This is a genomic window from Rhizobium sp. ZX09 (genome assembly GCF_017357485.1).
In the GTDB taxonomy this organism is placed as follows: Bacteria; Pseudomonadota; Alphaproteobacteria; order Rhizobiales; family Rhizobiaceae; genus Agrobacterium; species Agrobacterium pusense.
Genome location: NZ_CP031364.1, coordinates 712824 through 737942, shown reverse-complemented (window position 1 = coordinate 737942; position 25119 = coordinate 712824). Strand labels below are relative to the sequence as shown.

The following is a 25119-nucleotide window of genomic DNA, read 5'->3' as shown; positions in this document are numbered from 1 at the left end:
TCATATCTGGGAGGGGCTGATGGAACGCTATGATGTGATCGTTGTCGGGGCGGGGCTTGCCGGGCTGGTTGCGGCAACGGAGGCTGCCGCGCGAGGTCTCAGCGTCTGCGTGGTTGATCAGGAGGGTGAGCGGAACCTGGGCGGACAGGCCTTCTGGTCGCTTGGCGGCCTGTTTTTCATCGATAGCCCAGAACAACGTCGGATGCGCGTGAGAGACAGTCTCGACCTTGCGAGGCAGGACTGGTTCGGTTCGGCCGGTTTTGATCGCCCGGAAGATCACTGGCCGCGTCGCTGGGCGGAGGCCTATCTCGATTTTGCTGCCGGTGAGAAGCGGGAATGGCTGCACCGCATGGGTATGCGCTGGTTTCCCGTTGTCGGCTGGGCCGAGCGTGGCGGCGGTTTGGCCGATGGCCATGGCAATTCTGTTCCACGCTTCCATGTCACCTGGGGCACAGGCCCCGGGGTGCTTGCTCCCTTCGTTAAAAAGGCAAAGCTTATCGCGGCGGATGGGCGGCTATCCTTCCGCTTCCGCCACCGGGTTGATCGGCTGGATATCGCCGATGGCGGGGTGACCGGCGTTTCCGGCGCGGTTCTTGCGAGCGATCCCGTGCAACGCGGAGAGGAGAGCAGCCGGGAAGAGCAGGGCGAATTCAGTATTTCCGCTGCTGCGGTCATTGTCAGTTCCGGCGGCATCGGCGGTAATCAGGAGCTGGTGCGGCGCAACTGGCCCGTGGAACGACTGGGCCAGCCGCCGCAAAACATGGTTTGCGGTGTGCCGGCGCATGTGGACGGCCGCATGATCGCCATCACCGAGGCGGCGGGTGGCGGGGTCATCAACCGTGACCGCATGTGGCATTACACCGAGGGTGTCAAAAACCACGACCCGATCTGGCCAGGTCACGGCATACGCATTCTGCCTGGTCCTTCGTCCTTCTGGTGCGATGCGAATGGTGACCGGCTTCATGCGCCGGCCATGCCTGGCTTTGATACGCTTGGCACACTGAAGATGCTGGGTGAACGTGGCAGCGGTTACAGCTGGTTCATTCTGACCAAAGCGATCATCAAGAAGGAGTTCGCGCTTTCAGGTTCGGAGCAGAATCCTGATCTGACGGGCAAGAATATGCGCCTGTTGCTGAAAAGGTTGGGAAAGGAGCCGCCTGGACCCGTGCGGGCTTTCATGGAACGGGGCGAGGATTTCGCCGTTCGTGATACGCTGGAAGAATTGGTGCCTGCGATGAACGCCATCGCCGGAAATGATCGTCTGGACACCAACCACATCCGCCGGCAGATCGAAGCGCGCGACCGCGAGATTGAAAACGGCTTTAGCAAGGATACGCAGGTAACGGCAATCCACGGTGCGCGCCGTTACCTCGGTGACCGGCTGATGCGGACGGCGAAACCGCATCGCCTGCTCGATCCTGCCATGGGGCCTTTGATTGCCGTGCGTCTGCATGTGCTGACGCGCAAGACCCTGGGTGGCCTGCACACCGACCTTGAGGCGAGGGTGCTGGACGCCGGCGGTGAGCCGGTGCCGGGGCTTTATGCCGCTGGCGAGGTGGCTGGTTTCGGCGGTGGCGGCATGCATGGATATAACGCGCTTGAAGGCACTTTCCTTGGAGGATGCCTGTTTTCCGGGCGCGTTGCGGGGCGCAGCGTGCTGACGTAACTCAGGCCTGTGCGCGCAGTTCTTCGGGCCCGGTCTGGAATTGCAGACGGGCGAGCCGGGCATAGAGACCGTTCTGGCGAATGAGACTCTGATGCGTGCCTTCCTCGATGATGCGGCCTTCATCCATCACCAGAATGCGGTCGGCTTTGAGAACGGTGGCAAGGCGGTGGGCGATGACAATGGTGGTGCGGCTGCTCATGAGCTCATCGAGAGCCTTCTGTACCAGTGTCTCGCTTTCCGCATCGAGCGCCGAGGTGGCCTCGTCCAAAAGCAGGATAGGTGCGTTGCGCAGGATGGCGCGGGCAATGGCGATGCGCTGGCGCTGCCCGCCGGAAAGTGTTACGCCGCGCTCTCCCACCTGGGTGTCATATCTGTCGGTAAGGCGTTCGATGAAGCTGTCGGCCTGCGCGGCGATGGCGGCGGCGCGCACTTCTTCCCGTGTCGCGTCAGGCCGTCCAAAGGCGATATTGTCATGGATGGAGGAGGCGAATATAGCCACATCCTGCGGGACGATGGATAGACGCGCCCGCAGATCGGCGAGCTTGACGTCGCGGATATCAGCGCCGTCAATGGTGATACGGCCCTGCTGCGGATCGTAAAAGCGCATCAGCAGCGAAAAGACCGTGCTCTTGCCCGCACCGGAGGGTCCGACGATGGCGACGGTTTCGCCGGCACTGACTTTGAAGGAGAGGCCGGAGACGATCGGCCGTCCTGCCGCGAGCGGGTAGACAAAATCGACATTTTCGAATGCGGCTTCGCCACGCGGTGGCTGGGGCAGAGTGACGGGCGCGGCGGGATCGAGAACCGGCGAGCGCTCGTCCAGCAGTTCGGACAGCCGTTCCGCCGCGCCGCCGGCCTGCGCCAGTTCTCCCCAGACTTCCGAGAGCTGGCCAAGGCCGCTGGCCGCGATGACCGAATAAAGCACGAACTGACCGAGCGTTCCCGCGGTCATGCTACCGGACAGGACGCTTTGCGCCCCATACCAGAGAATGCCGACAACGCTGCCGAAGACGAGCGTGATGGCGACGGCGGTGAGGATGGAGCGTGCGCCGATGGCGGCGCGTGCGCCTTGATAGGCCGCTTCCACCGAAGCGCCATAACGGGCATTCGCCAGCGTCTCGGCATTGAAGGACTGTACGGTGCGGCTCGCCCCAATCGTCTCGGAAGCATAAGCGGCGGAATTGGCCAAAGTGTCTTGTGTCATGCGGGAGCGGGCGCGAACCGAGCGCCCGAAGGCAATCAGGGGAAAAACGATAAAGGGAATGGCCAGCAGCGCGAGGCCGGAAAGACCGGGGCTGGTATAGATCATCATCGCCACGGCGCCGCAGCACATAATGATGTTGCGCAACGCCACCGACGCAGATGAGCCGAATGCGGAGCGGATCTGCACCGTGTCAGCCGTCAGTCGCGAGGTGAGCTCGCCTGAGCGGTTGGCATCGAAGAATTGCTGTGACAGCGTGGTGAGGTGGGCGAACACATCGCGGCGCAGATCGGCGACGACCCTCTCGCCGATCGTCATGACATAATAATAACGCATGGCGCTGGCGAGTGCGAGAACAACCGCAATGGCCAAAAGCATGGCGAAGTAGCTGTTGATCATACCGCCATCAGGCGTTTGGAAACCGTGATCGATGATGCGGCGAACGGCGAGCGGCAAGGCGAGAGTCGTGGCGGAAGACAGAACAAGTGCAAAAAGAGCCGCAGCCATCAAGCCACGATAACGCCTGAGATAAGGAAACAGGCCAAGGAGCGGTTTCAGGCTTCTCTGTTTCACCGCTTTATGCTGTTCGATGTCTGCCACGTCCTCTACGCTCCTCGTTCTCCGCCATTTTTCGGCCTTTTGCGGGCGAATTTCCGGTCTGCGGTAAAATTCCTGCCCGGCAGCCATCTCCTTTCACAAGGGGATAGCAGGCTCTTGTTATCTCGGCGACCTTCATGTATAGGCTCCGCATCGAATTGGGAAGCCATAGCCCATCTGGACTATGGCTTCATTTATTGAATTGGCTCAGTTGACGCAATTGCGGCAAATGGACCGCACGTCACTTAACCAGGAAGATTGTCATGAAGGCTGATATCCATCCCGATTATCACACGATCAAGGTGGTCATGACCGATGGCACCGAATACGAAACCCGCTCTACCTGGGGTTCGGAAGGCGCCGTCATGAACCTTGAAATCGACCCCAAGTCCCATCCGGCATGGACGGGCGGCAACCAGCAGCTTATGGACCGCGGTGGTCGCGTTTCCAAGTTCAACAAGCGTTTCGGCGGCCTCGGCCTCTGATTCCCTTGCGGACGGATTGTTAAAAAAGCCCGGTTTGACCGGGCTTTTTTGTTGCGCTGTTTTGGCGTCGGCATCTACCCGCATGACCGCTGAAACAAAAAAAGCAGGCCGGCGAGCCTGCTTTCAAATTGTCCACTCAATGTGGTGTTTTCTCAGTTGATCGAGAAAGCCGTGCGCAGAAGGTTGAGCTGCGCCTGAACGCTGTTCTCATTGTCCGGCACCTTCGCGGCTTCGGAGGGGCGATAGATTTCGCGGTCGAGCAAGGCGATGCGGTTCTGGAGACGCAGCGAGCGCTCGATAAGATCGCGGAAGGACTCCGGCAGGTCGTTCCAGCCGGGCGCGTTGCGGTCGACGTTAAAGCTGTCGAGGCGAACCTTATTCTTCTCGCTCAAAACCTGATCTCGGGTCATTTCACCGTTGTTGACGGCGCGCTGGAGAAGCAGCCAGGAGGCCATCTGCATCAGGCGAGTCGTGAGGCGCATCGATTCCGCGGCATAAAGCACTGAGGCCATGCGCGGCAAAACTTTCGAGGCAGCGCGGCCGGCGCCGTCGAGATAGCTTGCAGTTTCCTCGACCAGGGTCATGCCTTCGGTATAGAGGGTCTTGAACTGGTTGGAAGCAGCCGCGCGCCCCGCAAAGCTTATGGTATTTAAAACCTGTTCCGACATTTCTTTAAATCCCTGCTCACGCACCACACTGTCAGGCAACGACGATCCGGATATTTTGTTCCGGCCTTTAGTGTTTTCAGGATGGTATCTTTACCTGAAATGCGCAAGGCAATTATTAAAGAAGGGTTAATACCCACAGTTTTACCGAAGCCGGCGGCGGCAAAAAAAGAGCCGCGAAAGCGGCTCTCAAGGTAAAACAGGGAGAAAAATCAGACCAATTCGCCGAATGGAGAAGATGCCTGAAATCCAGAAGAACTGGACATGTATAGTAATCTCTCAGAAAGCTTAATTTTTGGTTAATGGTAAACGAAAGACTGACCCAAAACCTCTTATTTTGGAACGCACGTTGAACCGATTCTGCCGTTAGGCACGTGCGGGCCGGGTTTATTGGTCGCCGCGCATCAGGATCGGAAAAGATTCTCCGCCGCCTGTCTTCCCGCGGATTTCCGCTTTCTTTCCTCTTCGAGTCGGGTGATTTCGGCGTGGAGAAGCTCGATCCGGCTGTCCAGTTCGTCCACGGAGAGGAGGCTGAGATCGCTGCCAATCTGGTGCGCAGCGGGTTTTTGCGGGCGGTCGTCGTCAAAGAGGCTCATATGCCTGCTCCTTTTTCCACGTAGTCCCCCTCCTCGCCGGGATATTGCGGCGCGCGCGGGTCAAGCGCAATACTCTCCGGTGTCACCAGCGGCGAAGGCGTCGTCGGCATCATCGTCGAGAAATTGTCCTTCTCGTCGGTTGAAAGCGCGGCGCGCCTGCGGCTTCTGATAATGGCATAGGCAGTAATCAAAATATGGGCGACGGCTGTGACCAGAAACAGCGCATAGGGCCCGGAATAGGTCATGACAGCGCCGCCGAGCGTCGGTCCGATAATGGTGCCGACGCCGTAAAGCAACAGCAACCCGCCTGAAACCTTGACGAAATCCTCGGACGCCGCAAAGTCGTTGGCGTGCGCCACGGCTATGGGATAGAGCGCATTGGCGGCTGCACCGTAAACGGCGATCATCGGAATCAGAACGTAGACGTGATGCGGCTGCACGGCTGCGACCGCAAGTCCCGCGACGGCGCCAAGCCCCGCGAGGCCGGCCAGCACGTAACGACGGTCTATCCTGTCCGAAAGGCGACCCGCCGGGAACTGCGCCAATGCGCCGACGAAAATCGTGACGGACACCATGATGGCGATCATGGTCGGATCCAGGCCTGCCCGGGCACCGAAGACGGCGCCGAGCGTGCCGTAAGCACCGTTGGCGATGCCGATCATCAGAATGCCGACGAAGGAGACCGGGGAGTTGCGATAGAGCGCCGGCAAATCCAGTTTCACCTTCTGCAAGGGCTGTGGACTGGCCGCCTTTGAAAGCGTTGCCGGCAGAATGGCGATGCAATAAATGATGCCGCAGATCATGAACAGCGAGGTATTGCTGATATCTCCCATCGGCACGATCATCTGTCCCGCCACGACGCCCAGAAGCGTGATGGCGATATAGAGCGAAAAGATCATGCCGCGGCTTTCGTTCGTGGCGCGCTCGTTCAGCCAGCTTTCGATGATCATTGAGGTGCCGGCGGTGCAGAAGCCGGTAAGCGCACGCAGCGTAATCCACCAGACGTCATCAACGATGAGACCGGTCATGAGCACGGTCAGGCATACCAATGCGACGAAAGACGCAAAAGCCCGCACATGGCCAGCACGGCGCACGATGGCCGGCGCGACAAAACAACCAACAACGAAGCCCGCAGCCCAGGAGGTTCCGAGGAAACCAAGTATCTCGTTGGAGTAACCTTCTGCCGAGCCACGCACTGGCAGAACGAGGCCCTGAAGACCGTTGCCGAGAAAGAGAAACAGAGTGCTGGATAAAAGAGCGAATACGGGTAGAAGATTTCTGCTCATGACAACACTCTCATGCGTTCGGACGGACGGTCGGACAGGTCATACAACGGGAGTTACCCGAATGAGTTGCACTCTTCTGGTGAACGGTAAAAATGTCCAGCCTGTGACGATGCAGAAATAAAGAAAAGGCTCAATAAATGACGAAGGCGATCGGCCTTTTTTTACTGCTGGCCATGGCCGTCCAGATTATCCGGCCGCTCGGCCTGCCGGGGCTGAAGAAACGGGGCGATTGCTGGAAGATAGCGGTTGCCGCCTTTGTCATCTGGTCGGTAACGCTGCTTCTGCGCCCATAAGAAAAAGCCGCCCCGGGAGACGGCTTTCATTCACTAAAGCTCTGGAGCGAAGCCTCAGGCTGCCTTTTCGAGTTCCTGCTTCCAGTTGCCCTTGGCCGCTAGACTGTTCATGGCGGCGCGGTGCGTGAAGGCGCGCTGGCCGGCAGCGACATTCTCCTGCTTGCCGCCCCAGGTCTTGAGGGCCGTATCCTGAAGCGCGCGGCCGTAGGAGTAGGTGAGAGACCAGGGCAGGTCATAACCGGAATTCATGGCGGAGAGATGCGCCGTTGCCTCTTCGGAGGACTGGCCGCCGGAAAGGAAGGCAATGCCCGGAACGGCGGAAGGTACGGTCGCCTTCAAGACCTTCACGGTCTTTTCCGCCACTTCCTCGACGGAAGCCTTGCGGGCCTTCTTGCCGTCGATGATCATGTTCGGCTTGAGGATCATGCCTTCGAGGTTCACGCGGGCGTCGAACAGGTCCGCGAAGACGGTCTGCAGAACCCATTGCGTGACTTCCGCGCAGCGGTCGATGTCATGCGTGCCCGGCTCGCCGTCCATCAGGACTTCAGGCTCAACGATCGGCACGATATCCGCCTGCTGGCAGAGAGCGGCATAACGGGCGAGCGACTGGGAGTTTGCCTTGATCGAACCCCAGCTCGGGCGCTGTTCACCGATTGTGATGACGCCGCGCCACTTTGCGAAGCGCGCACCGGCTTCGTGGTACTTGCGCAGGCGCTCATAAAGACCGTCGAGGCCTTCGGTGATGAATTCATGCGGGTGGAAAGCCATCGGCTTGGCGCCGATATCCACCTTGATGCCCGGCAGGCTGCCAGCCGCCTTGATGATATCAACGAAAGGCGTGCCGTCGGCGGCCTTCTGGAACAGGGTCTCTTCGTAAAGGATAACGCCGGAGATGTATTTCTTCATGGCGTCGTCGGAGCGGAACAGCATTTCGCGATAGTCGCGGCGGGCGGTCTCGGTGGACTCCAGATTGATGCTGTCGAAACGCTTTTTGATCGTTCCCGTGGATTCGTCGGCGGCGAGCAGGCCCTTGCCGTCGGCGACCATTTTGATTGCGATGTCTTCGAGACGTTCGGTCATTTGCTATTCTCCCAAGGCACAATAAATTTCCGATAACAGAAGTTCCAGGGCAGGGAAATGGCACGCTAACTCATTGAAACGATTGAAATGATTTCAATCGTTTGAAACTTTTCCTCCTGCGTGCACTTACCAAAAGACAAGGTCGGACAAGCATGGCTTGTCCGACCTTGTGTCAGGCAAGTAGGGTAAGTTTACTTGGCGGCGGTCAGGATGGCAACGCCCGGCAGTTCCTTGCCTTCCATCCATTCAAGGAAGGCGCCGCCGGCGGTCGAAACATAGGAGAAATCCTCGGAAACGCCGGCATGGTTGAGCGCGGCCACGGTGTCGCCGCCGCCTGCGACAGAGACGAGCTTACCGGCCTTCGTGCATTCCGCGGCATGTTTTGCGGCAGCCACGGTGGCTGCATCGAAGGGTTCGATTTCGAAGGCGCCGAGCGGCCCGTTCCAGACCAGCGTTTCCGCGCGTGAAATCCAGGCCTTGATGCTTTCAACCGATTTCGGGCCGACATCGAGCACCATGGCGTCAGCGGGAATGGCGTTGATGTCGACCGTTTCATTGGCCGCACCGGCCTTGAATTCGCGGGCAACGACGCCGTCTTCCGGCAGCACGATGGCACAGCCGGAGGTCGCGGCTTCGATCATGATCTGCTTTGCGGTCTCGGCCAGATCATGCTCGCAGAGCGATTTTCCAACCTGGGCGCCACGGGCGGCGAGGAAGGTGTTGGCCATGCCGCCGCCGATGACGAGGGCATCGACCTTCTTGACGAGGTTCATCAGAAGATCGATTTTGCTTGAAACCTTCGCGCCGCCGACGATGGCGACGACGGGACGCACCGGCTGGCCGAGGCCCTTTTCCAGAGCCTCAAGCTCTGCCTGCATGGTGCGGCCGGCATAGGCGGGCAGGTGGCGGGCGAGGCCCTCGGTGGAGGCGTGGGCGCGATGCGCGGCGGAGAAGGCGTCGTTGACATAGATATCGCCATTGGCCTCCAGAGCCTCGACGAAGGTGGGATCGTTCTTTTCTTCGCCCTTGTGGAACCGCGTGTTTTCCAGAAGCAGGATATCGCCTTCATTCAGTTTCGCAACGGCCTCCGCCGCCGGCGCGCCGATGCAGTCGGACGCGAAGGAGACGGCATGGTCCAGCACCTCCTCAACTGCTGGTACGATCTGGGAAAGCGACATGTCAGCCACGGGTTCGCCCTTCGGACGGCCAAAATGGGCAAGCAGAATAACCTTTGCGCCCTTCTTGGAAAGTTCCAGAATGGTCGGCGCGACCCGCTCGATACGGGTCTTGTCCGTAACTTTGCCATCCGCGACCGGCACGTTGAGATCAACGCGGACGAGAACGCGCTTTCCGGCAATGTCGTTGAGGTCATCGATGGTCTTGAAGGCGGGCATAGGTCGATCCTGATTTGTTGCGAGTTCGGCAGGGACCATACTATGCCTGATTGCCGACGCAAGCCGGTCAGGCTTCATTTTCTCTCACGGTGTTTGAAGGTGCGACCACGTCTTGTGCGGTAGCGGTGGAACGCGACTGACGCCGCTGCGCCAGATAGTCGCGCACCCGTTTGAAAATTTCCGAGAAGCTGATGAAGATTGGCAGCGTGGTAGCCGGTTCGACCGGCTCCAGCGAAATTCCGACACCCGCTATCGCCTCATGTTCGTCCAAAGTCCGCACGATCAGAACGATGGAGCCGAGGCGCACGCGGTCGGCATAATCGGCCCGTCCGGCAAGACGTGTCTCGATGAGTTCTGCGATGCTCATTGCCTGTTCTGCTGGCGCAAGCAGGCCGGGACCATAGGCGGCATCAAGCTCCTTCGCCGGCCGGGCGGGAGAGATCGCGAAGGTGCCGAAGAAATCGGCGTCGTCATCGGCGACGGGCAGGGCGCTCGCGAAGAGCCGGTCGATCAGGCGGGAATAACCGGGGGCGATGAAGAGATAGACAAGATCATTTTCACGCAGCCGCCCGGCATATTGGTAGCGAATCGATTTGCCGTCACGCACCACCAGCGAAGGCATGGCCCAGCGGGGAATGCGCTCGCCCTGCAGGATGGCGCTGCCCTTTGCCACGCGGTAGGAAATCAGTTCGTGATTGGCCGTGCCGGGAAGGTCAACCTCCAGCTTGTCCACTTCGCCCATGCGCGGCGGCACGATCAGCCCCAGCCTTGTTGCCACCGGTTTGATGGTCCAGCCCTGCACGAGGAGCGAAACCAGCACGATGATGAAGGCGGCATTGAAATAGATCTGGGCATCATCAAGTCCACCGAGGATGGGCATGATGGCAAGCAGGATGGAGACGGCGCCGCGCAGGCCCACCCAGGCGACGAAAGAGGTTTCCTGTTGAGTGTAGTTAAACGGCATGAGGCTGAGCCAGACCGCGAGCGGACGGGCGACGAAGATCAGGAACAGCGCCAGCAGGATGGCTGGAATGGCGATTGCAGGAAACTGCGACGGTGTGGCAAGCAGGCCGAGCATCAGGAACATGATGATCTGTGCCAGCCACGTCAGCCCTTCGTGGAAGCGACGGATCGTTTCCTTGGCGAAGATCCTGCGATTGCCGGCGACAATGCCGGCGACATAGACCGCCAGAAAGCCGCTGCCGCCGATCGTGCCGGTGAAGGAAAACACGAGCAGCGCCAGCGCAAGCACAAAGATCGGCGCCAGCCCGCGATCGGCGGCAGAACGGTTGACCACGGCGGCGATCATGAGACCGCCCAGCACGCCGACGATCACGCCGAGGCCCATTTCCTCAACAAAAAGCAGCAGAAAACCGCTGTCGATACCGGCCAGGCCCTGTCCTTTGGCGATGATCTCGACCAGGGCGACTGTGAGGAAGATGGCCATTGGATCGTTGGTGCCGGATTCGACCTCCAGCGTGGAGCGCACCTGATCGCGGATGTGGATGCCGCCGATGCGCAGCAGGAAAAACACCGCTGCCGCATCGGTGGAGGCGACGATGGCACCGAGCAGCAGGCCCTCTAGCCAGGAGAGCCCGAGCAGGAGGGCGGCTGCGCCCGCGAAAAAGACGGATGTGAGAATAACGCCGACCGTGGCAAGCGCCATTGCCGGTGCCGCGGAAAGCCGGAAAGACTGGATCGACGTGCCAAACCCGGAGTCGAACAGGATGACGGCAAGTACCAGCGAACCGAGCATATAGGCGAGAGGGTTGTTGGTGAATTCGATACCGAGTCCGTCCACACCCGCCGCAAGTCCAATCACAAGGAAGAGCAACAGCAGCGGCGCGCCGAAGCGGTAGGCGATGAGGCTCGAGAAGGCGGCGACGAGGACGAGAACAGTTGCCACCAGCAACAACAGATAAAATGATTCCACGTCCACCGCCTCTTTCACGCCGCGCTGGCCACCGCAATGATTGCTCTGCACGTTCGCAGTCAATGCGCCACGGGTTGCGGTCTGTCAGCGCTCGGTTGGCGGCGTTGAAAGGTAACGCAAGGCGGGGTGTATCGAAAGATACGGCAGGGCCGAAGTGCATTGCGCACGACCGTTATCCCTGAGTCCCTTGTCCGTTTCAAAATGGACCAGACAAAGGCAGGAAATTGAAAACATGGCGGCACTGTAGAGGAAAACCGGGAATAAAAAATCCGGCGGGATCGCTCCCGCCGGAATGCATCGACTGATGGGTATTCGTTAGATGGTCTTCGCGAAGGCGACAGCCGTATCCGACATGCGGTTGGAGAAGCCCCACTCGTTGTCGTACCAGGACAGGACGCGCACGAAGTTGCCTTCCATGACCTTGGTCTGGTCATTGGCGAAGATCGACGAGTGGCTGTCGTGGTTGAAATCGCGGGAAACCAGCGGCTCGTCGGTATAGCCGAGGATGCCCTTCAGCTGGCCGTCGGAAGCCGCCTTGATGGCTGCGTTGATTTCGGCAACGGTCGTGCTCTTCTTGGCCACGAACTTGAAGTCGACAACCGACACGTTCGGGGTCGGAACGCGGATCGACGTGCCGTCAAGCTTGCCCTTGAGGTGTGGCAGGACGAGGCCAACAGCCTTTGCGGCGCCTGTCGAGGTCGGGATCATGGACAGGGCTGCGGCGCGGGCGCGGTACAGATCCTTGTGCATGGTGTCCAGCGTCGGCTGGTCGCCGGTGTAGGAGTGGATCGTGGTCATGAAGCCATGATCGATGCCAACGGCGTCATCGAGAACCTTCACGACCGGCACGAGGCAGTTGGTGGTGCAGGATGCGTTGGAGATGACGAGGTGATCCTTCGTCAGCTGGTCATGGTTGACACCGAAGACGACGGTGAGATCGGCGCCGTCAGCGGGAGCCGAAACGATGACGCGCTTGGCGCCGGCCGTCAGATGGGCAGCAGCCTTGTCGCGGGCCGTGAAGATGCCGGTGCACTCAAGCGCGATATCGACGCCCAGTTCCTTGTGCGGCAGCGTTGCCGGGTCGCGAACGGCCGTCACCTTGATCGGCTTGCCACCGCCAACGATGATGGTGTCGCCTTCGACCTTGACGTCGGCCGGGAACTTGCCGTGGATCGAATCGTAGCGCAGCAGGTGAGCGTTGGTTTCAACCGGGCCGAGGTCGTTGATGGCGACGACTTCGATATCGGTGCGGCCGGATTCGACGATGGCGCGCAAAACATTGCGGCCGATGCGGCCGAAGCCGTTAATGGCAACTTTTACAGTCATTTACAGTCTCCCGATCAAGAATGGGCTTGGTCTTTGCTGAATGGTGAGGGCTTGGGAAGCCCTTACGCAAGTTTTGCCTCGACTGCGGCGACGACAGCTTCTGCCGTGATACCGAAGTGCTTGAAGAGATCCTTCGCCGGGGCGGACGCTCCAAAGGAGTGCATGCCGACGAAAGCGCCATCGTTACCGATGAAATAATCCCAGCCCTGGCGGATGGCGGCTTCCACCGCGATCTTGACCGGAGCCTTGCCGATGATGGCGTTGCGATAGGTTTCCGGCTGTTCCTTGAAGAGTTCGAAGCAGGGAACGGAAACGACGCGGGCGGATACGCCCTTGTCCTTCAGCGTTGCGGCCGCTTTCAGAGCCACTTCGACTTCCGAACCGGAAGCGAAGATCGAAACCTTGGCGTCGCTGGCGGAGACGAGTTCGTAGGCGCCGTAAGCAGACAGGTTCTTCTCTTCATATTCCTTGCGCGAAGGTGCAAGGTTCTGGCGGGTTAGGGCCAGCGCAGACGGACGATGCTTCTGTTCCAGCGCCAGCTGCCAGCATTCCGCCGTCTCGGTCTCATCCGCCGGGCGGAAGACGAGCAGGTTCGGAATGGCGCGAAGGGCAGCGATCTGCTCCACCGGCTGGTGGGTCGGGCCGTCTTCACCAACGCCGATGGAATCATGCGTCAGAACGTGGACGACACGGATGCCCATGAGGGCAGCAAGACGGATCGACGGACGGCAGTAGTCCGAGAAGATCAGGAAGCCGCCCGCATAAGGAATGAGACCGCCATGCAGTGCGATGCCGTTCATGGCAGCAGCCATGCCGTGTTCGCGGATGCCGTAGTGCAGATAACGGCCGGAGAAGTCCGTCGGCGTGATGGACTTCATCTGGCTGGTCTTGGTGTTGTTGGACGGCGTCAGGTCGGCAGAACCGCCGATCATTTCCGGCAGCACGCCGTTAATGACTTCGAGCGAGTCTTCCGAGGCCTTGCGGGTCGCAACGGTCGGGTTGTTCTCGATGATCTTCTTCTTGAAAGCATCGATCGAGCTATCGAAATTGCCCGTCAGGTCGCCGGCGAAGCGGCGCTTGAACTCGGCTTTCTTGCCGGCCTCAGCGGCTTCGAGGCGGGCTTCCCAGTCCTGACGCGTCTTGGTGGAGCGCAGACCGGCAAGACGCCATGCATCCAGCACGTCTTCCGGAATGACGAAAGCTTCGGCTTCCCAGTTCAGGCTCTTGCGGGCCGCAGCGATTTCTTCTGCGCCGAGCGGGTTGCCATGAACCTTATGGGTGCCCTGCTTGTTGGGCGCGCCGAAACCGATGACGGTCTTGCAGGCGATGAAGGTCGGGCGGTCCGATTTCTGCGCGGCTTCGATGGCAGCGGCGATCGCATCCGGATCATGGCCGTCAACACGGATGGTGTTCCAGTGAACCGCCTGGAAACGGGCAATCTGATCGGTGCTGTCGGAGAGGCCAACTTCGCCGTCGATGGTGATGTTGTTGTCATCCCAGAAGAGAACGAGCTTGTTAAGCTTCAAATGGCCGGCAAGCGCGATGGCTTCGTGGCTGATGCCTTCCATGAGGCAGCCGTCGCCGCACAGTACATAAGTGAAGTGGCTCTGCAGGTCGGAGCCGAACTCCTCTTCCAGCTTGCGTTCGGCGATTGCCATGCCCACGGCGTTGGCGATGCCCTGGCCGAGCGGACCGGTGGTCGTTTCGATGCCGGTGGCGTGGCCATATTCAGGATGGCCGGCGGTCTTGGAACCGAATTGACGGAAACGCTTGATCTCGTCGATCGTCATGTCCTCGTAGCCCGTAAGATAGAGCAGCGAGTAAAGAAGCATCGAACCATGACCTGCCGACAGCACGAAACGGTCGCGATCCGGCCAGAGCGGCGCCTTGGGATCGAATTTCAGATAACGGGTGAAGAGAACGGTGGCGACATCAGCGGCGCCCATCGGCAGACCGGGATGGCCTGAATTGGCCTTCTCCACTGCATCCATGGCAAGAAAGCGGATCGCATTTGCCATCCGGTTGTGTTTGTCGCGAGAAATCATGGCTTTTCCGTCTGTTTCCGGGTGAAAGGAGATAGTTTTACGCAACTATCCAAAAAGCGGGTTGATCCATAGCAGGTGAGGCAGGCAAGTCAATAAATCGACGGGCAATTGCGGTTCTGCGGTCGATAAAAATCGTTTCGCAAAGCGGGGGCTGGAACGGATTTCGTGTCCCGCCCGGCCCGGTTTCTTCGTTCATCCACAGAGCAAAACGCCACAATGCACTGGTTTGATTGACGGGATGGTAAATCGGGTAATAACCTCGTGAGCGTTTAAATAGCCTGAAACCGGACGATTCGGCCGGTGGCGTGCGAGTTGGAAAAAACGATGTCGGCTGAGAAGACCTTACAATCTGCGCTGACGGAGCTGAATGCTGCCATCACAAATCTCGAAAATGCCATCGATATGCGTATCGAGCGGCAGAGAGAGACCGGCGAGATCGATAACGAGGTGAAGCGCGTCCATGTCGACCGCGCCAGACTGGCGCAGGAACTGGACCAGGCCGAGTTTCGCGCTAACCGTCTTGAAGAAGTCAATCGCGAGGTTTCGCGCCGGCTGGTGACGGCCATGGAGACGATCCGCGCGGTGCTGGATCGATAGGAGCGGTATCATGGCGCAAGTTACTGTTATGATCGACGGAAAGGCCTATCGCATGGCGTGCGAAGCAGGCCAGGAAGACCACCTGACCGACCTTGCCACCCGTTTCGACCGGTATGTCGGGCATCTAAAGAGCCAGTTCGGAGAAATCGGCGACCTGAGGCTAACGGTGATGGCTGGTATCATGGTGATGGACGAGCTTTCCGAGCTCAACCGCAAGATCGAGAAGCTGGAAGGTGAGGTCGCATCCCTCTCCCGCAATCGCGATGGCATGGCCGAGCACAAGGCGAAGTCGGATGAGATGGTGGCGCTTGCCATCGGCGATCTGGCCGACCGGCTGAACGGCATTACCGAAAAATTGCTGGACCGCCCAAAACCGGCGGCACACTGATCATCCGGAATTCCGAAGCGATAAAATTTCGCTCTGCGCCTCTGGCGGTTTTTCCCGATCCGTCCTATATCTTGAATGCGTTCTGCGCTTCTCGACAGGAACCACAATCCCTGGGGCCATACTCGATCCAAAGGGAGCTGTCCCTGGCCAGTCCCGTGGGGCTGGACACACGGTGCCCACCTACTTTTGTAGGCACCCAGGATCGTAAATCTCCATCGGTCGCCGTGGAACGCGCTTGAAGTTTCGGGACAATTCCGATGCTTCCCTGTACCCTCGAGATAGTCGACAGTCATTTTTCATAACTGCCGGGCACGGCTTTTTTATATTCCTGTCATTGCAATGGCGGAACAATTCCCTATTATCCGGATTGGTATGTCTGTCATGCCCTTTAAAAAGGGGCGCTGCGGCCAAAACCGCGACGTGCCGTTCAACAGCCCAAAGAGCTAAACTTGTTTACTGAAATTATGATCGTGGTCCTGCTCACCGTATTGAACGGTGTGCTTGCCATGTCCGAGCTTGCCGTTGTCTCCTCCAGACCGGCGAGGCTAAAGGTGCTTGCCACGCAAGGCAGCAAGGGCGCCACACAGGCGCTCAGCCTTTCCGAAAACCCCGGACGCTTTCTTTCTACAGTGCAGATCGGCATCACGCTGGTCGGCGTCCTCTCGGGCGCATTTTCCGGCGCCACGCTCGGTGCCCGCTTTACGGCGTGGCTTCTGGAGCAGGGTGTTCCTGACCGTGCGGCCGATGCAATTGGCGTCGGCTCGGTCGTCGTCGCCATTACTTATCTGTCGCTGATCGTCGGCGAACTGGTGCCAAAGCAGATTGCGTTGCGCGATCCTGAAAAGATTGCCGCGCGTGTTGCGCCTACCATGATGCTGCTGTCCAAGGTCGGCGCGCCGCTGGTGTGGCTGCTCGACCGGTCGGGTAAGGCCATTCTGGCGCTTCTCGGCCATAGTGGCGAATCCAACGCGTCGGTTACCGACGATGAAATTCGCACCGTTCTGGCCGAAGCCCATAGCGCCGGCGTGATCGAGACCGAAGAATCGGCGATGATCACCAGCGTCATGCGCCTTGCTGACCGCAACGCGCGCGGCCTGATGACGCCGCGTCGCGACGTGGAAGTGGTCGATATCGAAGACAGCGCCGAGGAAATCCGCGAGCAGCTTCGCGGGACGCAGCGTTCGCGTCTGCCGGTGCGCAACGGCGCGTCCGACGAAATTCTTGGCGTGCTTTTCGCCAAGGACGCCTTCGATGCGCTGGCCTCCGGCAAGGAGCTCAACATTCGTGAGCTTCTGCGCGAGGTGCCCGTCGTGTCCGACCTGACGAGCGCCGTTGACGTCATCCAGTCGCTGCGTCGCTCCACCGTGCACATGGTCCTCGTTTATGACGAGTACGGCCATTTCGAAGGTATCATCAGCTCCGGCGACGTGCTAGAGGCCATTACCGGTGCCTTTCAGGAAGATGACGACGAAGAGCCGGCCATGGTCGAGCGCGAGGACGGTTCGTTCCTCGTTGCCGGCTGGATGCCTGCCGATGAGTTCGCTTATCGCATGGGCTTCCAGATCAATGAGGACGCCGAGTTCGAGACCGTCGCCGGACTTGTCCTGGACGAGTTCCGTCGCCTGCCGGAACTGGGTGAACATGTAACCCGCAACGGCTGGCGTTTCGAGGTCATCGACCTTGATGGTCACCGCATCGACAAGGTTCTCGTGAGCCGGGCCGCCTGATGCCCGGTGACGTTGCCGAAAAAGCAAGGTTGCGCGGCGAACGGCTCGCCGCGCGAGATGCTCTGACACTGGCGGAACGGCACGAGAAGAGCCGGTTCATTACCGCCCACGGTGCCGCGGATATTCCCCTTGTGCCGGGGACCGTCATCTCCGGCTTCATGCCGATCCGCTCGGAGGCGGATACCCGTCCGCTGATGGAAGCGTTGCGGGCGAGGGGCGGACGTCTCGTCCTTCCCGTTGTGCTGGATCGTGAAACCATTGTCTTCAGGGCTTTCGAGAGGGATACGCCGCTGGTGAAGACCGGCTTCGGCACGACCGGTCCGGGTGAGGATGCGGAGCTTCTCGATCCCGATATACTGCTCGTACCTCTTTCCGTCTTCGATGGACACGGGCAACGGGTTGGTTATGGCGCAGGCCATTATGACCGCGCCATCGCGCGGTTGCACGCCAAGGGCAAACAGCCCGTTCTCATCGGTGTCGCCTTTGACTGCCAGGAAGTGGCAGGCATCCCCGCGGAACCGCACGATGTCTCGCTTCACGCCATTCTGACGGAAAGCGGTCTGCGCTGGTTTTCAGCCCCGTTGTCGATCTCCGATAGTGGGCAAAAGACGCTTTAGCACTTTTTAAAAGATGGATTACCCGTTAGAGGGGACGAAATATCGAAACATGCGCAAGATCGGGGCGGGTGAATGAGGCTTCTTTTTCTCGGAGACATGGTTGGCAAGACCGGACGCACGGCTGTCTGGGAGCGATTGCCGGGGCTGATTTCCGATCTGAAGCTGGATTTCGTCATCGTCAACGGTGAGAATGCTGCTGGTGGTTTCGGTATCACCGAGGATATCTATCTCGAGACCATCAATGCCGGTGCCGATGTTGTCACCACCGGCAATCACGTCTGGGATCAGAAAGAGGCGGTTTCCTTCTGCGAGCGCCATGACCAGTTCCTGCGGCCCGCCAATTACCCCGAGGGTACGCCGGGCAAGGGCTCGGGCATTTTTTATGCCCGCAACGGCGCACGCATATTGGTCGCCAACATCATGGGGCGGGTCTTCATGCATCCGGAGCTGGACGACCCCTTCAAGTCGGCGGAAAGCATTCTTGCTGCCTGCCCGCTGAAGGAACAGGCGGATGCCATCATCTTCGATTTTCACGCCGAGGCGACCAGCGAGAAACAGTGCTTCGGACATTTCGTGGATGGCCGTGCAAGCTTCGTCGTCGGCACCCACACCCATGTTCCGACAGCTGACGCACAGATATTGAACGGCGGAACCGCCTACATGTCGGATGCGGGCATGTGCGGCGATTATGACAGTTCCCTCGGAATGGACAAGGAAGAGCCGATCAACCGCTTTATCTCCAAGATGCCGAAGGGCCGCTTTGAGGCAGCGAGCGGGCCTGCCACGATCTGCGGTGTCGGGGTGGAGATTTCCGACCGGACTGGGCTTGCGGAAAAAATTGCGCCACTGCGCATCGGGCCGCGACTTTCGGAAACGCTGCCTTCCTTCTGGGTTTGATCCCGCCGAAGCGTTCACAATGACGAGAGTGCCAGCCTTCAGTTGCTGATGTAACTGGACGCTCGGCAAAACCTGTCCCATCCTCTCAGCTTCGCAAGTTCAGGGGAGTGGCATGATGCTGCGCGTGCTAATGCTTGCAATAACAGGACTGATCGCCTGTTCGGGAGCGGCCTTCTCCCAGTCGGCGAGCCGTCCTCCCGTCAGCCAGTGCCAGGCGATCGCCAGCGCCATTCCGGGCGTGATGTTCGCGCGCTTCGATGCGCGCAGTGTTCAGCTGGCTCAGGCCACGGCGAAGGAAGAGGTGAAAATCAGCTTCATCGGCCACTCCACCTACCTGATCGAAAGTCCCGGCGGGGTAACGATTGCCACGGATTATAACGGCGTCTATCGCCCTCCCGTCATGCCGACGGTGGTGACCATGAACCGGGCGCATTCAACACATTTCACCCTCAATCCGGACCCGGCCATTCAATATGTGCTGCATGGCTGGAGCGATACGCCGGGAGAAAAAGCCGAGCACAAGGTGCTCGTGGGCGACGTTTACATCCGCAATGTCTCAACCGACATCCGCAACCGCTGGGGAGATTATGAGTCTTTTCAGGAAAACGGCAATTCCATCTTCATCTTCGAGGTTGCCGGGCTGTGTATCGGCCATCTCGGCCATCTGCATCATGAGTTGACGGACACGCATTATGCCGAGATCGGCCGCCTGGATGTGTTGATGGTGCCTGTCGATGGTGGTTTGACCATGGGGGCCGACAGCATGAGCAGGGTGGTCAAGCGCCTGCGCTCCGCGCTGATCCTGCCGATGCATCGCACCGGCCCGCCGCTGGAGCAGTTTCTGACCATGTTTGGCGAAAATTTCGCTATCGCCTATGCAAGCGATCCGGTCATCCGGGTCTCGATGAGAAACCTTCCCCGCCAGCCGCAGATACTGGTGCCGAAAGGCATGTAAATGGCGACGGGCGGGGAAAGGCTCGGGGAGCGGGTTCTCAGGCGAAGGTGAGGTGCTGGCGAACGCCGACGTCGGGCGTCTTGTCATCCGACATGTTTGCCTTGGCGATTTCCCAGCCGAATTTCAGCGTACTGTCCGTCGAAGCCCAGATATCGGCATCATCGACATGCAACGCCAGCATGGTCAGTTGCGGATCGCTCTTGCCGTGCTCGTACCAGGCGGCGGTGACTGAATTCCAGTATTCGTCGATCTTTGATTTGTCATCTCGCGCTTCGAGGACGCCCGAAAGGCAGGCGTGATAATCATGATCCTTGCCCACGAGGCAGAAATGTGCACGGGATCCGGATTTGAGCGATTTTACCAGATCTGTATCTTTTTTGGAAAAAAACCAGATCGTGTTGGTCTTGGGGTCAGCGTGGGGCGCCATAGGCTGCATGTGACTGTGCAGGCCCTCAAGGCCGAGCATGCCGGCATGGACGGAATTGATCTCGTCCCAGAGCTGGCGGGCCGGGGCTTCTCTTGCTTCAGTCAGGCTGACCATATGTCTTCTCCTTCCGGTTTGGGGCTGCGGCGGAGTGGACAAGATGGCCTTCTCCGTCGCGTTCATGATCAGAACGAAGAGCGGATAAATCAGTTCCTTCTGTTGTTGCGGCAAGAGAAAGCGCCTGCGGGCTTGAACGATGAGCCTATCGCACTTATAAGGCCCGCAATCTCCAAATTACGATAAATCAGGTTTTCCATGGCTGGTCATTCACAGTTCAAGAACATCATGCACCGCAAGGGCAAGCAGGACTCCGTGCGGTCCAAAATGTTTTCCAAGCTTGCGCGCGAAATCACCGTTGCGGCCAAGACGGGCATGCCCGACCCGAACATGAACCCGCGCCTGCGTCTGGCCATCCAGAACGCCAAGGCCCAGTCCATGCCGAAAGACAATATCGAGCGCGCCATCAAGAAGGCTGCGGGTGCCGAAGGCGAGAACTATGATGAGGTCCGCTACGAAGGCTACGGCCCTGGCGGCGTCGCCGTCATCGTCGAGGCGCTTACCGACAACCGTAACCGCACTGCCTCCAATGTACGATCCATCTTCACCAAGGCTGGTGGTGCGCTGGGTGAAACCGGATCGGTCTCCTTCTCCTTCGACCGTGTCGGCGAGATTTCCTACAAGGCGGAAGTCGGCGATGCAGACAAGGTGATGGAAGCGGCCATCGAGGCCGGTGCGGACGATGTTGAATCTTCCGAAGACGGCCACATCATCATCTGCGGTTTCGAAGCGATGAACGAGGTGTCCAAGGCGCTGGAAGGCGTGCTGGGCGAAGCCGAAAGCGTCAAGGCCATCTGGAAGCCGCAGAACACGGTACCGGTAGATGAAGAAAAGGCACAGTCGCTGATGAAACTCATCGACAACCTCGAAGACGATGACGACGTGCAGAACGTCTATTCGAACTTCGAAGTGTCGGAAGAAATTCTCGCCAAGCTTTCCGCCTGACGTTTTCACGTTCCTAAAAAAAGCCCCGGCAGCGATCCGCGCCGGGGCTTTTTGTTTAGGCGGCCTTTTTGATGGATGTCCGCACGTCGGCGAAAATCTCGACCGACCGCAGCCGCTTTTCGATGTCGTGGATCGGCATTGAGACAATCAGTTCATCCGCCTGTGTTTCAGCCAGAAAACCGTCGAGATGACGCTGGATCGTTTCAGGCGCGCCAACGGCGGCAAAACGCAACGTGTGCTCCACGGAGAAGCGCTCCATCTCGTTCCAGTAGCCTTCCATGCTGTGCACGGGCTTCGGGAACTGCGTCCGCACATTGCGCCGCAGATTGACGAATTGCTGCTGTGACGAGGTAAAGAGATGCTGCGCCTCCTCGTCGGTATCGGCGCCGACACCCATCACGCCCACCATCACATAGGGCTTGTCCAGCACCTCGGAGGGCTGGAAACGCTCGCGATAGATATGGATCGCTTCCATCAGCATGTCAGGGGCAAAATGGGATGCGAAGGAATAGGGCAGGCCAAGGGCTGCGGCCAGATGCGCACTATAGGTGCTGGAACCGAGCAGCCAGAGAGGCACGTTCGAATTCATGCCGGGTACGGCGAGGATCGCCTGATCCTGCTGGGGCGGGCCGAGATATCTTTGCAATTCGACGATGTCGTGCGGGAAATTCTCCGCACCGGCGTCGAGATTACGGCGCAGCGCCCGTGCGGTGCGCATATCCGTTCCGGGGGCGCGGCCCAGGCCAAGATCGACCCGGCCGGGCAGAAGTGCTGCAAGCGTCCCGAACTGTTCGGCAATGACGAGCGGGGAGTGGTTGGGAAGCATGATACCGCCCGAGCCGACGCGGATATGTTTCGTGGCCGCACCCACATGGGCGATAACGAGCGACGTCGCGGCGCTTGCGATGCCCGGCATGCCGTGATGTTCGGCCAGCCATATGCGGTTATAACCTTGTTCTTCAGCCTTGATCGCCATCCGGCGGGAGTTTTCGAGCGCCGCGCTGACGCTCTCGCCCTCGCCGATGGGCGAAAGATCGAGAAGGGAAAAGGGGATCATCCGACGCTCCTGCGTAATCTGGGTCTTTGCAGCGGATGTAAGGCGCGTCTACGGATTTACCAGACAAGTCGCGTAGAATTGAAGGATGGATCAAAAAAATTGGCCTTTGCCAAAGGTCGGTACTGGCACAACTTTGGTCCTGACTTGACGTCTGTATCCGGGAATGTTGTCGTTTTGTTCACTTATCGCTGGCAGTCTCGCGGCCGGAAAGATAAGGTACCTCATGCAAAAGACGATTCGGATCATCGGCATCGACCCCGGACTACGGCGCACCGGCTGGGGCGTGATCGACACATTGGGAAACAGCCTGCGTTTCGTCGCTTCCGGCACGGTGACTTCAGATGGCGACATGGATCTCGCCTCCCGGCTTTGCCAGCTTCATGACGGCCTAGCGGAAATCGTGCACAGCCATCAGCCCGACGAGGCGGCTGTGGAGCAGACTTTCGTCAACAAGGACGCGGTGGCCACGCTGAAACTCGGACAGGCGCGCGGCATCGCCATGCTTGTTCCGGCGCGTGCCGGTTTGCCGGTGTTCGAATATGCGCCGAACGCCGTGAAAAAAGCTGTCATCGGCGTGGGGCATGGTGAAAAGCAGCAAATTCACATGATGCTGAAAATCCTGATGCCAAAGGCCGAGTTCAAGGGTAACGATGCGGCGGACGCCCTCGCGATCGCAATCTGCCACGCCCATAATCGCGGCGGTGACAGGGTGCGTCGGCTGCTGGCGGCCGGTTAATTTTAAGTCTCATTGCAGCGGGCGCGATCATGATCGGAAAACTGAAGGGCAGCATCGAGGAAATCGGCACGGATTACGTGTTGGTGGATGTGCATGGCGTCTGTTACGTCGCCTATTGTTCGGCGCGCACGCTGTCGAAAATAGGCTCCGTCGGAGAGGCCGTGATCCTCTTCATCGAAACCTATGTACGAGAGGACCAGCTCAAGCTTTTCGGCTTTCTTTCGGCGCTGGAGCGGGAATGGTTCAACCTTTTGCAGAGCGTGCAGGGCGTCGGATCGAAAGTCGCTCTTGCGGTGCTTTCCACCCTGTCGCCCACCGAGCTTGCCAATGCCATAGCGCTGCAGGACAAGGCGTCAATATCGCGTGCGCCGGGGGTTGGGCCCAAAGTGGCCGTGCGCCTCGTGACCGAATTGCGCAACAAGGCCCCGGCTTTCGCGGGCGAGGCGTCCGGGGCTGTCGGACTGAAGCAGGAACTCGGGGAGGGTGTAGCCTCCGCGCCGGTGGCGGACGCCGTATCTGCACTCACCAATCTCGGCTATTCGCGTGACCAGGCCGCCAATGCGGTCGCCGCGGCGCTGAAAAATGGCGGTGAGGGCGCGGATAGCGCCAAGCTGATCCGGCTGGGGCTGAAGGAGCTTTCACGGTAAGGTGAGCCCGTTACACAAGCGTCCGGACGCGGTGTTGAATTTCGTGACGCGCCCTGGCGCGACAGCCATGTTATAGCGGCGAAGACGACCTCATTAATTCTAGAAATAATGGAATGCCCTGAATGAGCGATGCGGACAGACTGATCACCCCGGAAAAGCGCGGTGAGGACATCGACACCACCCTGCGTCCGCAGTCGCTGGACGACTTTACCGGGCAGGCGGAGGCGCGCGCCAATCTCAAGGTCTTCATCGAGGCCGCCAAGAATCGTGGCGAGGCGTTGGATCACGTGTTGTTCGTCGGTCCGCCCGGCCTCGGCAAGACCACGCTGGCGCAGATCATGGCCAAGGAGCTTGGAGTGAACTTCAAGTCCACCTCAGGGCCGGTAATCGCCAAGGCGGGCGATCTCGCCGCGCTCCTGACCAATCTTGAAGAGCGCGATGTTCTCTTCATCGATGAAATTCATCGCCTCAACCCGGCCGTGGAAGAAATCCTCTATCCGGCGATGGAGGATTTCCAGCTCGATCTGATCATCGGGGAAGGCCCGGCGGCGCGTTCGGTGAAGATCGATCTTTCCAAATTCACGCTTGTCGCCGCCACCACCCGCCTCGGCCTCTTGACGACACCGCTGCGCGACCGTTTCGGCATTCCCGTGCGTTTGTCCTTTTACACGGTTGATGAACTGGAACTTATCGTCCGTCGCGGTGCGCGGCTGATGGGTCTCAACATGACGGATGAGGGTGCCCGTGAAGTGGCGAGGCGGGCGCGTGGCACGCCCCGCATTGCCGGACGGCTTCTGCGCCGGGTGCGCGACTTTGCCGAGGTGGCGCGGGCGGAAGCCGTTACCCGGGATATCGCCGACGAGGCTTTGACGCGGCTCTTGGTCGACAATATGGGTCTTGACCAGCTGGACATGCGGTATTTGACCATGATCGCCGTCAATTTTGGCGGAGGCCCGGTCGGCATCGAGACCATTGCTGCCGGACTGTCGGAGCCGCGCGACGCGATCGAGGATATCATCGAGCCCTATATGATCCAGCAGGGTTTCATCCAGCGCACGCCGCGCGGGCGTATCCTGACCGCCACGGCCTGGAAACATCTGGGCATGCAGCCGCCGAAGGATCTCGAGGCGGCACAGTTCCGGCTCACGCTTGAGGACGATTGAGGGGAACAAACCCGCCTTGCCGGCTTTGATCGTCTTTGGCACGGAGATGGTCATGTCTGGATATCGCAAGGGTACGAAGGTCCGCTGGAACTGGGGCACGGGTACAGGTGAAGGGAAAATCCTTGAAGTCTTCACCGAAGATGTCGAAAGAACGATTTCCGGTTCCACGATAAAGCGTAAGGCCAGCAAAGACGAACCCGCTTATCTCATCGAACAGGAAGATGGCGACAAGGTTCTGAAAAGCAGATCAGAGCTCGAACGCACCGATTGAACGACGCCGTT

Annotated in this window: 25 protein-coding genes and 1 other RNA gene; 15 read left to right on the top strand and 11 right to left on the bottom strand. The window is 59.4% G+C overall.

The genetic code is table 11. From position 1 onward, the window contains the following. Positions 1-19 precede the first annotated feature (19 nt). A complete protein-coding gene (locus BTN45_RS18115; protein WP_207590405.1) occupies positions 20-1666 on the top strand; it encodes an FAD-binding dehydrogenase in 1647 nt (548 codons plus the stop codon). Position 1667: 1 nt separating this feature from the next. Here BTN45_RS18115 and BTN45_RS18110 read toward each other — a convergent pair whose 3' ends face one another. Then, positions 1668-3467, bottom strand: coding sequence for an ABC transporter transmembrane domain-containing protein (locus tag BTN45_RS18110; protein ID WP_207590403.1), 1800 nt, complete (start codon positions 3465-3467; stop codon positions 1668-1670). 260 nt (positions 3468-3727) lie between these two features. On the opposite strand from BTN45_RS18110, the gene rpmE reads away from it, so the two are divergent. Then, on the top strand, positions 3728-3949 hold the full coding sequence (gene rpmE, locus BTN45_RS18105) for a 50S ribosomal protein L31 (protein WP_003497640.1): 222 nt from the start codon (positions 3728-3730) through the stop codon (positions 3947-3949). Between the two features lie 152 nt (positions 3950-4101). On the opposite strand, the gene BTN45_RS18100 is transcribed toward rpmE, so the two are convergent. The 3 genes from BTN45_RS18100 to BTN45_RS18090 form a co-directional block, all read right to left on the bottom strand. Continuing rightward, complete coding sequence (locus BTN45_RS18100; protein ID WP_003506184.1) at positions 4102-4617, bottom strand: DUF1465 family protein; 516 nt, start codon at positions 4615-4617, stop codon at positions 4102-4104. A gap of 401 nt (positions 4618-5018) precedes the next feature. Further along, positions 5019-5210 (bottom strand): DUF1192 domain-containing protein, encoded by a 192-nt coding sequence (locus tag BTN45_RS18095; RefSeq protein WP_207590397.1) that lies wholly within the window; start codon positions 5208-5210, stop codon positions 5019-5021. Further along, positions 5207-6496 (bottom strand): MFS transporter, encoded by a 1290-nt coding sequence (locus BTN45_RS18090; RefSeq protein WP_207590396.1) that lies wholly within the window; start codon positions 6494-6496, stop codon positions 5207-5209. Before BTN45_RS18090 ends, BTN45_RS18095 begins: the two co-directional genes overlap by 4 nt. Positions 6497-6633: 137 nt before the next feature. Here BTN45_RS18090 and BTN45_RS18085 point away from each other — a divergent pair, with 137 nt between their 5' ends. Then, the gene (locus BTN45_RS18085) at positions 6634-6789 is read left to right on the top strand and encodes a hypothetical protein (protein WP_004445774.1); all 156 of its coding nucleotides are present in this window, start codon (positions 6634-6636) and stop codon (positions 6787-6789) included. A 54-nt stretch (positions 6790-6843) separates the two neighbouring features. On the opposite strand, the gene BTN45_RS18080 is transcribed toward BTN45_RS18085, so the two are convergent. The 5 genes from BTN45_RS18080 to tkt all read right to left on the bottom strand — a co-directional run bounded on the left by BTN45_RS18080 (position 6844) and on the right by tkt (position 14567). Next, complete coding sequence (locus tag BTN45_RS18080; RefSeq protein ID WP_004445772.1) at positions 6844-7869, bottom strand: class I fructose-bisphosphate aldolase; 1026 nt, start codon at positions 7867-7869, stop codon at positions 6844-6846. A 191-nt stretch (positions 7870-8060) separates the two neighbouring features. After that, positions 8061-9263: a phosphoglycerate kinase gene (locus BTN45_RS18075; RefSeq protein WP_207590395.1), complete on the bottom strand. Its 1203-nt coding sequence runs from the start codon at positions 9261-9263 to the stop codon at positions 8061-8063. A gap of 67 nt (positions 9264-9330) precedes the next feature. Beyond that, positions 9331-11196, bottom strand: coding sequence for a potassium/proton antiporter (locus BTN45_RS18070; RefSeq protein ID WP_207590394.1), 1866 nt, complete (start codon positions 11194-11196; stop codon positions 9331-9333). 315 nt (positions 11197-11511) lie between these two features. Continuing rightward, positions 11512-12522: a type I glyceraldehyde-3-phosphate dehydrogenase gene (gap, locus tag BTN45_RS18065; protein ID WP_004445768.1), complete on the bottom strand. Its 1011-nt coding sequence runs from the start codon at positions 12520-12522 to the stop codon at positions 11512-11514. A gap of 62 nt (positions 12523-12584) precedes the next feature. Beyond that, complete coding sequence (gene tkt / locus BTN45_RS18060; RefSeq protein WP_004445766.1) at positions 12585-14567, bottom strand: transketolase; 1983 nt, start codon at positions 14565-14567, stop codon at positions 12585-12587. A gap of 324 nt (positions 14568-14891) precedes the next feature. On the opposite strand from tkt, the gene BTN45_RS18055 reads away from it, so the two are divergent. From BTN45_RS18055 to BTN45_RS18025, 7 genes are all read left to right on the top strand, one after another. Then, positions 14892-15164, top strand: coding sequence for a DUF4164 domain-containing protein (locus tag BTN45_RS18055; protein ID WP_004445765.1), 273 nt, complete (start codon positions 14892-14894; stop codon positions 15162-15164). A 10-nt stretch (positions 15165-15174) separates the two neighbouring features. After that, positions 15175-15552, top strand: a complete 378-nt coding sequence (locus tag BTN45_RS18050; RefSeq protein WP_004445763.1) for a cell division protein ZapA — start codon at positions 15175-15177, stop codon at positions 15550-15552. Positions 15553-15628: 76 nt separating this feature from the next. Then, a non-coding RNA gene (ssrS, locus tag BTN45_RS18045) (6S RNA) lies at positions 15629-15787 on the top strand. A gap of 229 nt (positions 15788-16016) precedes the next feature. Beyond that, positions 16017-17279 (top strand): hemolysin family protein, encoded by a 1263-nt coding sequence (locus tag BTN45_RS18040; protein WP_004445761.1) that lies wholly within the window; start codon positions 16017-16019, stop codon positions 17277-17279. Beyond that, positions 17279-17896, top strand: a complete 618-nt coding sequence (locus BTN45_RS18035) for a 5-formyltetrahydrofolate cyclo-ligase (protein WP_207590393.1) — start codon at positions 17279-17281, stop codon at positions 17894-17896. The genes BTN45_RS18040 and BTN45_RS18035 overlap by 1 nt, the downstream gene beginning before the upstream one ends. A 72-nt stretch (positions 17897-17968) precedes the next feature. Continuing rightward, complete coding sequence (locus BTN45_RS18030; RefSeq protein WP_004445757.1) at positions 17969-18793, top strand: TIGR00282 family metallophosphoesterase; 825 nt, start codon at positions 17969-17971, stop codon at positions 18791-18793. Between the two features lie 112 nt (positions 18794-18905). Then, entirely contained in the window at positions 18906-19748 is an 843-nt protein-coding gene (locus BTN45_RS18025; protein WP_112556209.1) for an MBL fold metallo-hydrolase, read from the top strand. A 37-nt stretch (positions 19749-19785) separates the two neighbouring features. Here the strand turns inward: BTN45_RS18025 and BTN45_RS18020 are convergent, their stop codons facing one another. Continuing rightward, a complete protein-coding gene (locus tag BTN45_RS18020) occupies positions 19786-20289 on the bottom strand; it encodes a pyridoxamine 5'-phosphate oxidase family protein (protein ID WP_004445753.1) in 504 nt (167 codons plus the stop codon). A 198-nt stretch (positions 20290-20487) separates the two neighbouring features. On the opposite strand from BTN45_RS18020, the gene BTN45_RS18015 reads away from it, so the two are divergent. Further along, complete coding sequence (locus BTN45_RS18015) at positions 20488-21234, top strand: YebC/PmpR family DNA-binding transcriptional regulator (protein WP_004445751.1); 747 nt, start codon at positions 20488-20490, stop codon at positions 21232-21234. 55 nt (positions 21235-21289) lie between these two features. Here BTN45_RS18015 and BTN45_RS18010 read toward each other — a convergent pair whose 3' ends face one another. Next, positions 21290-22291, bottom strand: coding sequence for an LLM class flavin-dependent oxidoreductase (locus tag BTN45_RS18010; RefSeq protein ID WP_004445749.1), 1002 nt, complete (start codon positions 22289-22291; stop codon positions 21290-21292). A gap of 223 nt (positions 22292-22514) precedes the next feature. On the opposite strand from BTN45_RS18010, the gene ruvC reads away from it, so the two are divergent. The 4 genes from ruvC to BTN45_RS17990 all read left to right on the top strand — a co-directional run bounded on the left by ruvC (position 22515) and on the right by BTN45_RS17990 (position 25108). Next, positions 22515-23027 (top strand): crossover junction endodeoxyribonuclease RuvC, encoded by a 513-nt coding sequence (gene ruvC, locus BTN45_RS18005; RefSeq protein ID WP_207590391.1) that lies wholly within the window; start codon positions 22515-22517, stop codon positions 23025-23027. A gap of 29 nt (positions 23028-23056) precedes the next feature. After that, complete coding sequence (gene ruvA, locus BTN45_RS18000) at positions 23057-23674, top strand: Holliday junction branch migration protein RuvA (protein ID WP_207590389.1); 618 nt, start codon at positions 23057-23059, stop codon at positions 23672-23674. A gap of 122 nt (positions 23675-23796) precedes the next feature. Further along, positions 23797-24837, top strand: a complete 1041-nt coding sequence (gene ruvB / locus BTN45_RS17995; RefSeq protein ID WP_004445743.1) for a Holliday junction branch migration DNA helicase RuvB — start codon at positions 23797-23799, stop codon at positions 24835-24837. Positions 24838-24889: 52 nt separating this feature from the next. Then, positions 24890-25108, top strand: coding sequence for a DUF2945 domain-containing protein (locus BTN45_RS17990; protein ID WP_207590387.1), 219 nt, complete (start codon positions 24890-24892; stop codon positions 25106-25108). The last annotated feature ends 11 nt before the right edge of the window (positions 25109-25119 follow it).

Coding starts and splice junctions, on each gene's coding strand:
- BTN45_RS18115 (WP_207590405.1), top strand. CDS start 20: ATGGAACGCTATGATGTGATCGTTGTCGGGGCGGGGCTTGCCGGGCTG.
- rpmE (WP_003497640.1), top strand. CDS start 3,728: ATGAAGGCTGATATCCATCCCGATTATCACACGATCAAGGTGGTCATG.
- BTN45_RS18100 (WP_003506184.1), bottom strand. CDS start 4,617: ATGTCGGAACAGGTTTTAAATACCATAAGCTTTGCGGGGCGCGCGGCT.
- BTN45_RS18095 (WP_207590397.1), bottom strand. CDS start 5,210: ATGAGCCTCTTTGACGACGACCGCCCGCAAAAACCCGCTGCGCACCAG.
- BTN45_RS18090 (WP_207590396.1), bottom strand. CDS start 6,496: ATGAGCAGAAATCTTCTACCCGTATTCGCTCTTTTATCCAGCACTCTG.
- BTN45_RS18085 (WP_004445774.1), top strand. CDS start 6,634: ATGACGAAGGCGATCGGCCTTTTTTTACTGCTGGCCATGGCCGTCCAG.
- BTN45_RS18080 (WP_004445772.1), bottom strand. CDS start 7,869: ATGACCGAACGTCTCGAAGACATCGCAATCAAAATGGTCGCCGACGGC.
- BTN45_RS18075 (WP_207590395.1), bottom strand. CDS start 9,263: ATGCCCGCCTTCAAGACCATCGATGACCTCAACGACATTGCCGGAAAG.
- gap (WP_004445768.1), bottom strand. CDS start 12,522: ATGACTGTAAAAGTTGCCATTAACGGCTTCGGCCGCATCGGCCGCAAT.
- tkt (WP_004445766.1), bottom strand. CDS start 14,567: ATGATTTCTCGCGACAAACACAACCGGATGGCAAATGCGATCCGCTTT.
- BTN45_RS18055 (WP_004445765.1), top strand. CDS start 14,892: ATGTCGGCTGAGAAGACCTTACAATCTGCGCTGACGGAGCTGAATGCT.
- BTN45_RS18050 (WP_004445763.1), top strand. CDS start 15,175: ATGGCGCAAGTTACTGTTATGATCGACGGAAAGGCCTATCGCATGGCG.
- BTN45_RS18040 (WP_004445761.1), top strand. CDS start 16,017: ATGATCGTGGTCCTGCTCACCGTATTGAACGGTGTGCTTGCCATGTCC.
- BTN45_RS18035 (WP_207590393.1), top strand. CDS start 17,279: ATGCCCGGTGACGTTGCCGAAAAAGCAAGGTTGCGCGGCGAACGGCTC.
- BTN45_RS18030 (WP_004445757.1), top strand. CDS start 17,969: ATGAGGCTTCTTTTTCTCGGAGACATGGTTGGCAAGACCGGACGCACG.
- BTN45_RS18025 (WP_112556209.1), top strand. CDS start 18,906: ATGATGCTGCGCGTGCTAATGCTTGCAATAACAGGACTGATCGCCTGT.
- BTN45_RS18020 (WP_004445753.1), bottom strand. CDS start 20,289: ATGGTCAGCCTGACTGAAGCAAGAGAAGCCCCGGCCCGCCAGCTCTGG.
- BTN45_RS18015 (WP_004445751.1), top strand. CDS start 20,488: ATGGCTGGTCATTCACAGTTCAAGAACATCATGCACCGCAAGGGCAAG.
- BTN45_RS18010 (WP_004445749.1), bottom strand. CDS start 22,291: ATGATCCCCTTTTCCCTTCTCGATCTTTCGCCCATCGGCGAGGGCGAG.
- ruvC (WP_207590391.1), top strand. CDS start 22,515: ATGCAAAAGACGATTCGGATCATCGGCATCGACCCCGGACTACGGCGC.
- ruvA (WP_207590389.1), top strand. CDS start 23,057: ATGATCGGAAAACTGAAGGGCAGCATCGAGGAAATCGGCACGGATTAC.
- ruvB (WP_004445743.1), top strand. CDS start 23,797: ATGAGCGATGCGGACAGACTGATCACCCCGGAAAAGCGCGGTGAGGAC.
- BTN45_RS17990 (WP_207590387.1), top strand. CDS start 24,890: ATGTCTGGATATCGCAAGGGTACGAAGGTCCGCTGGAACTGGGGCACG.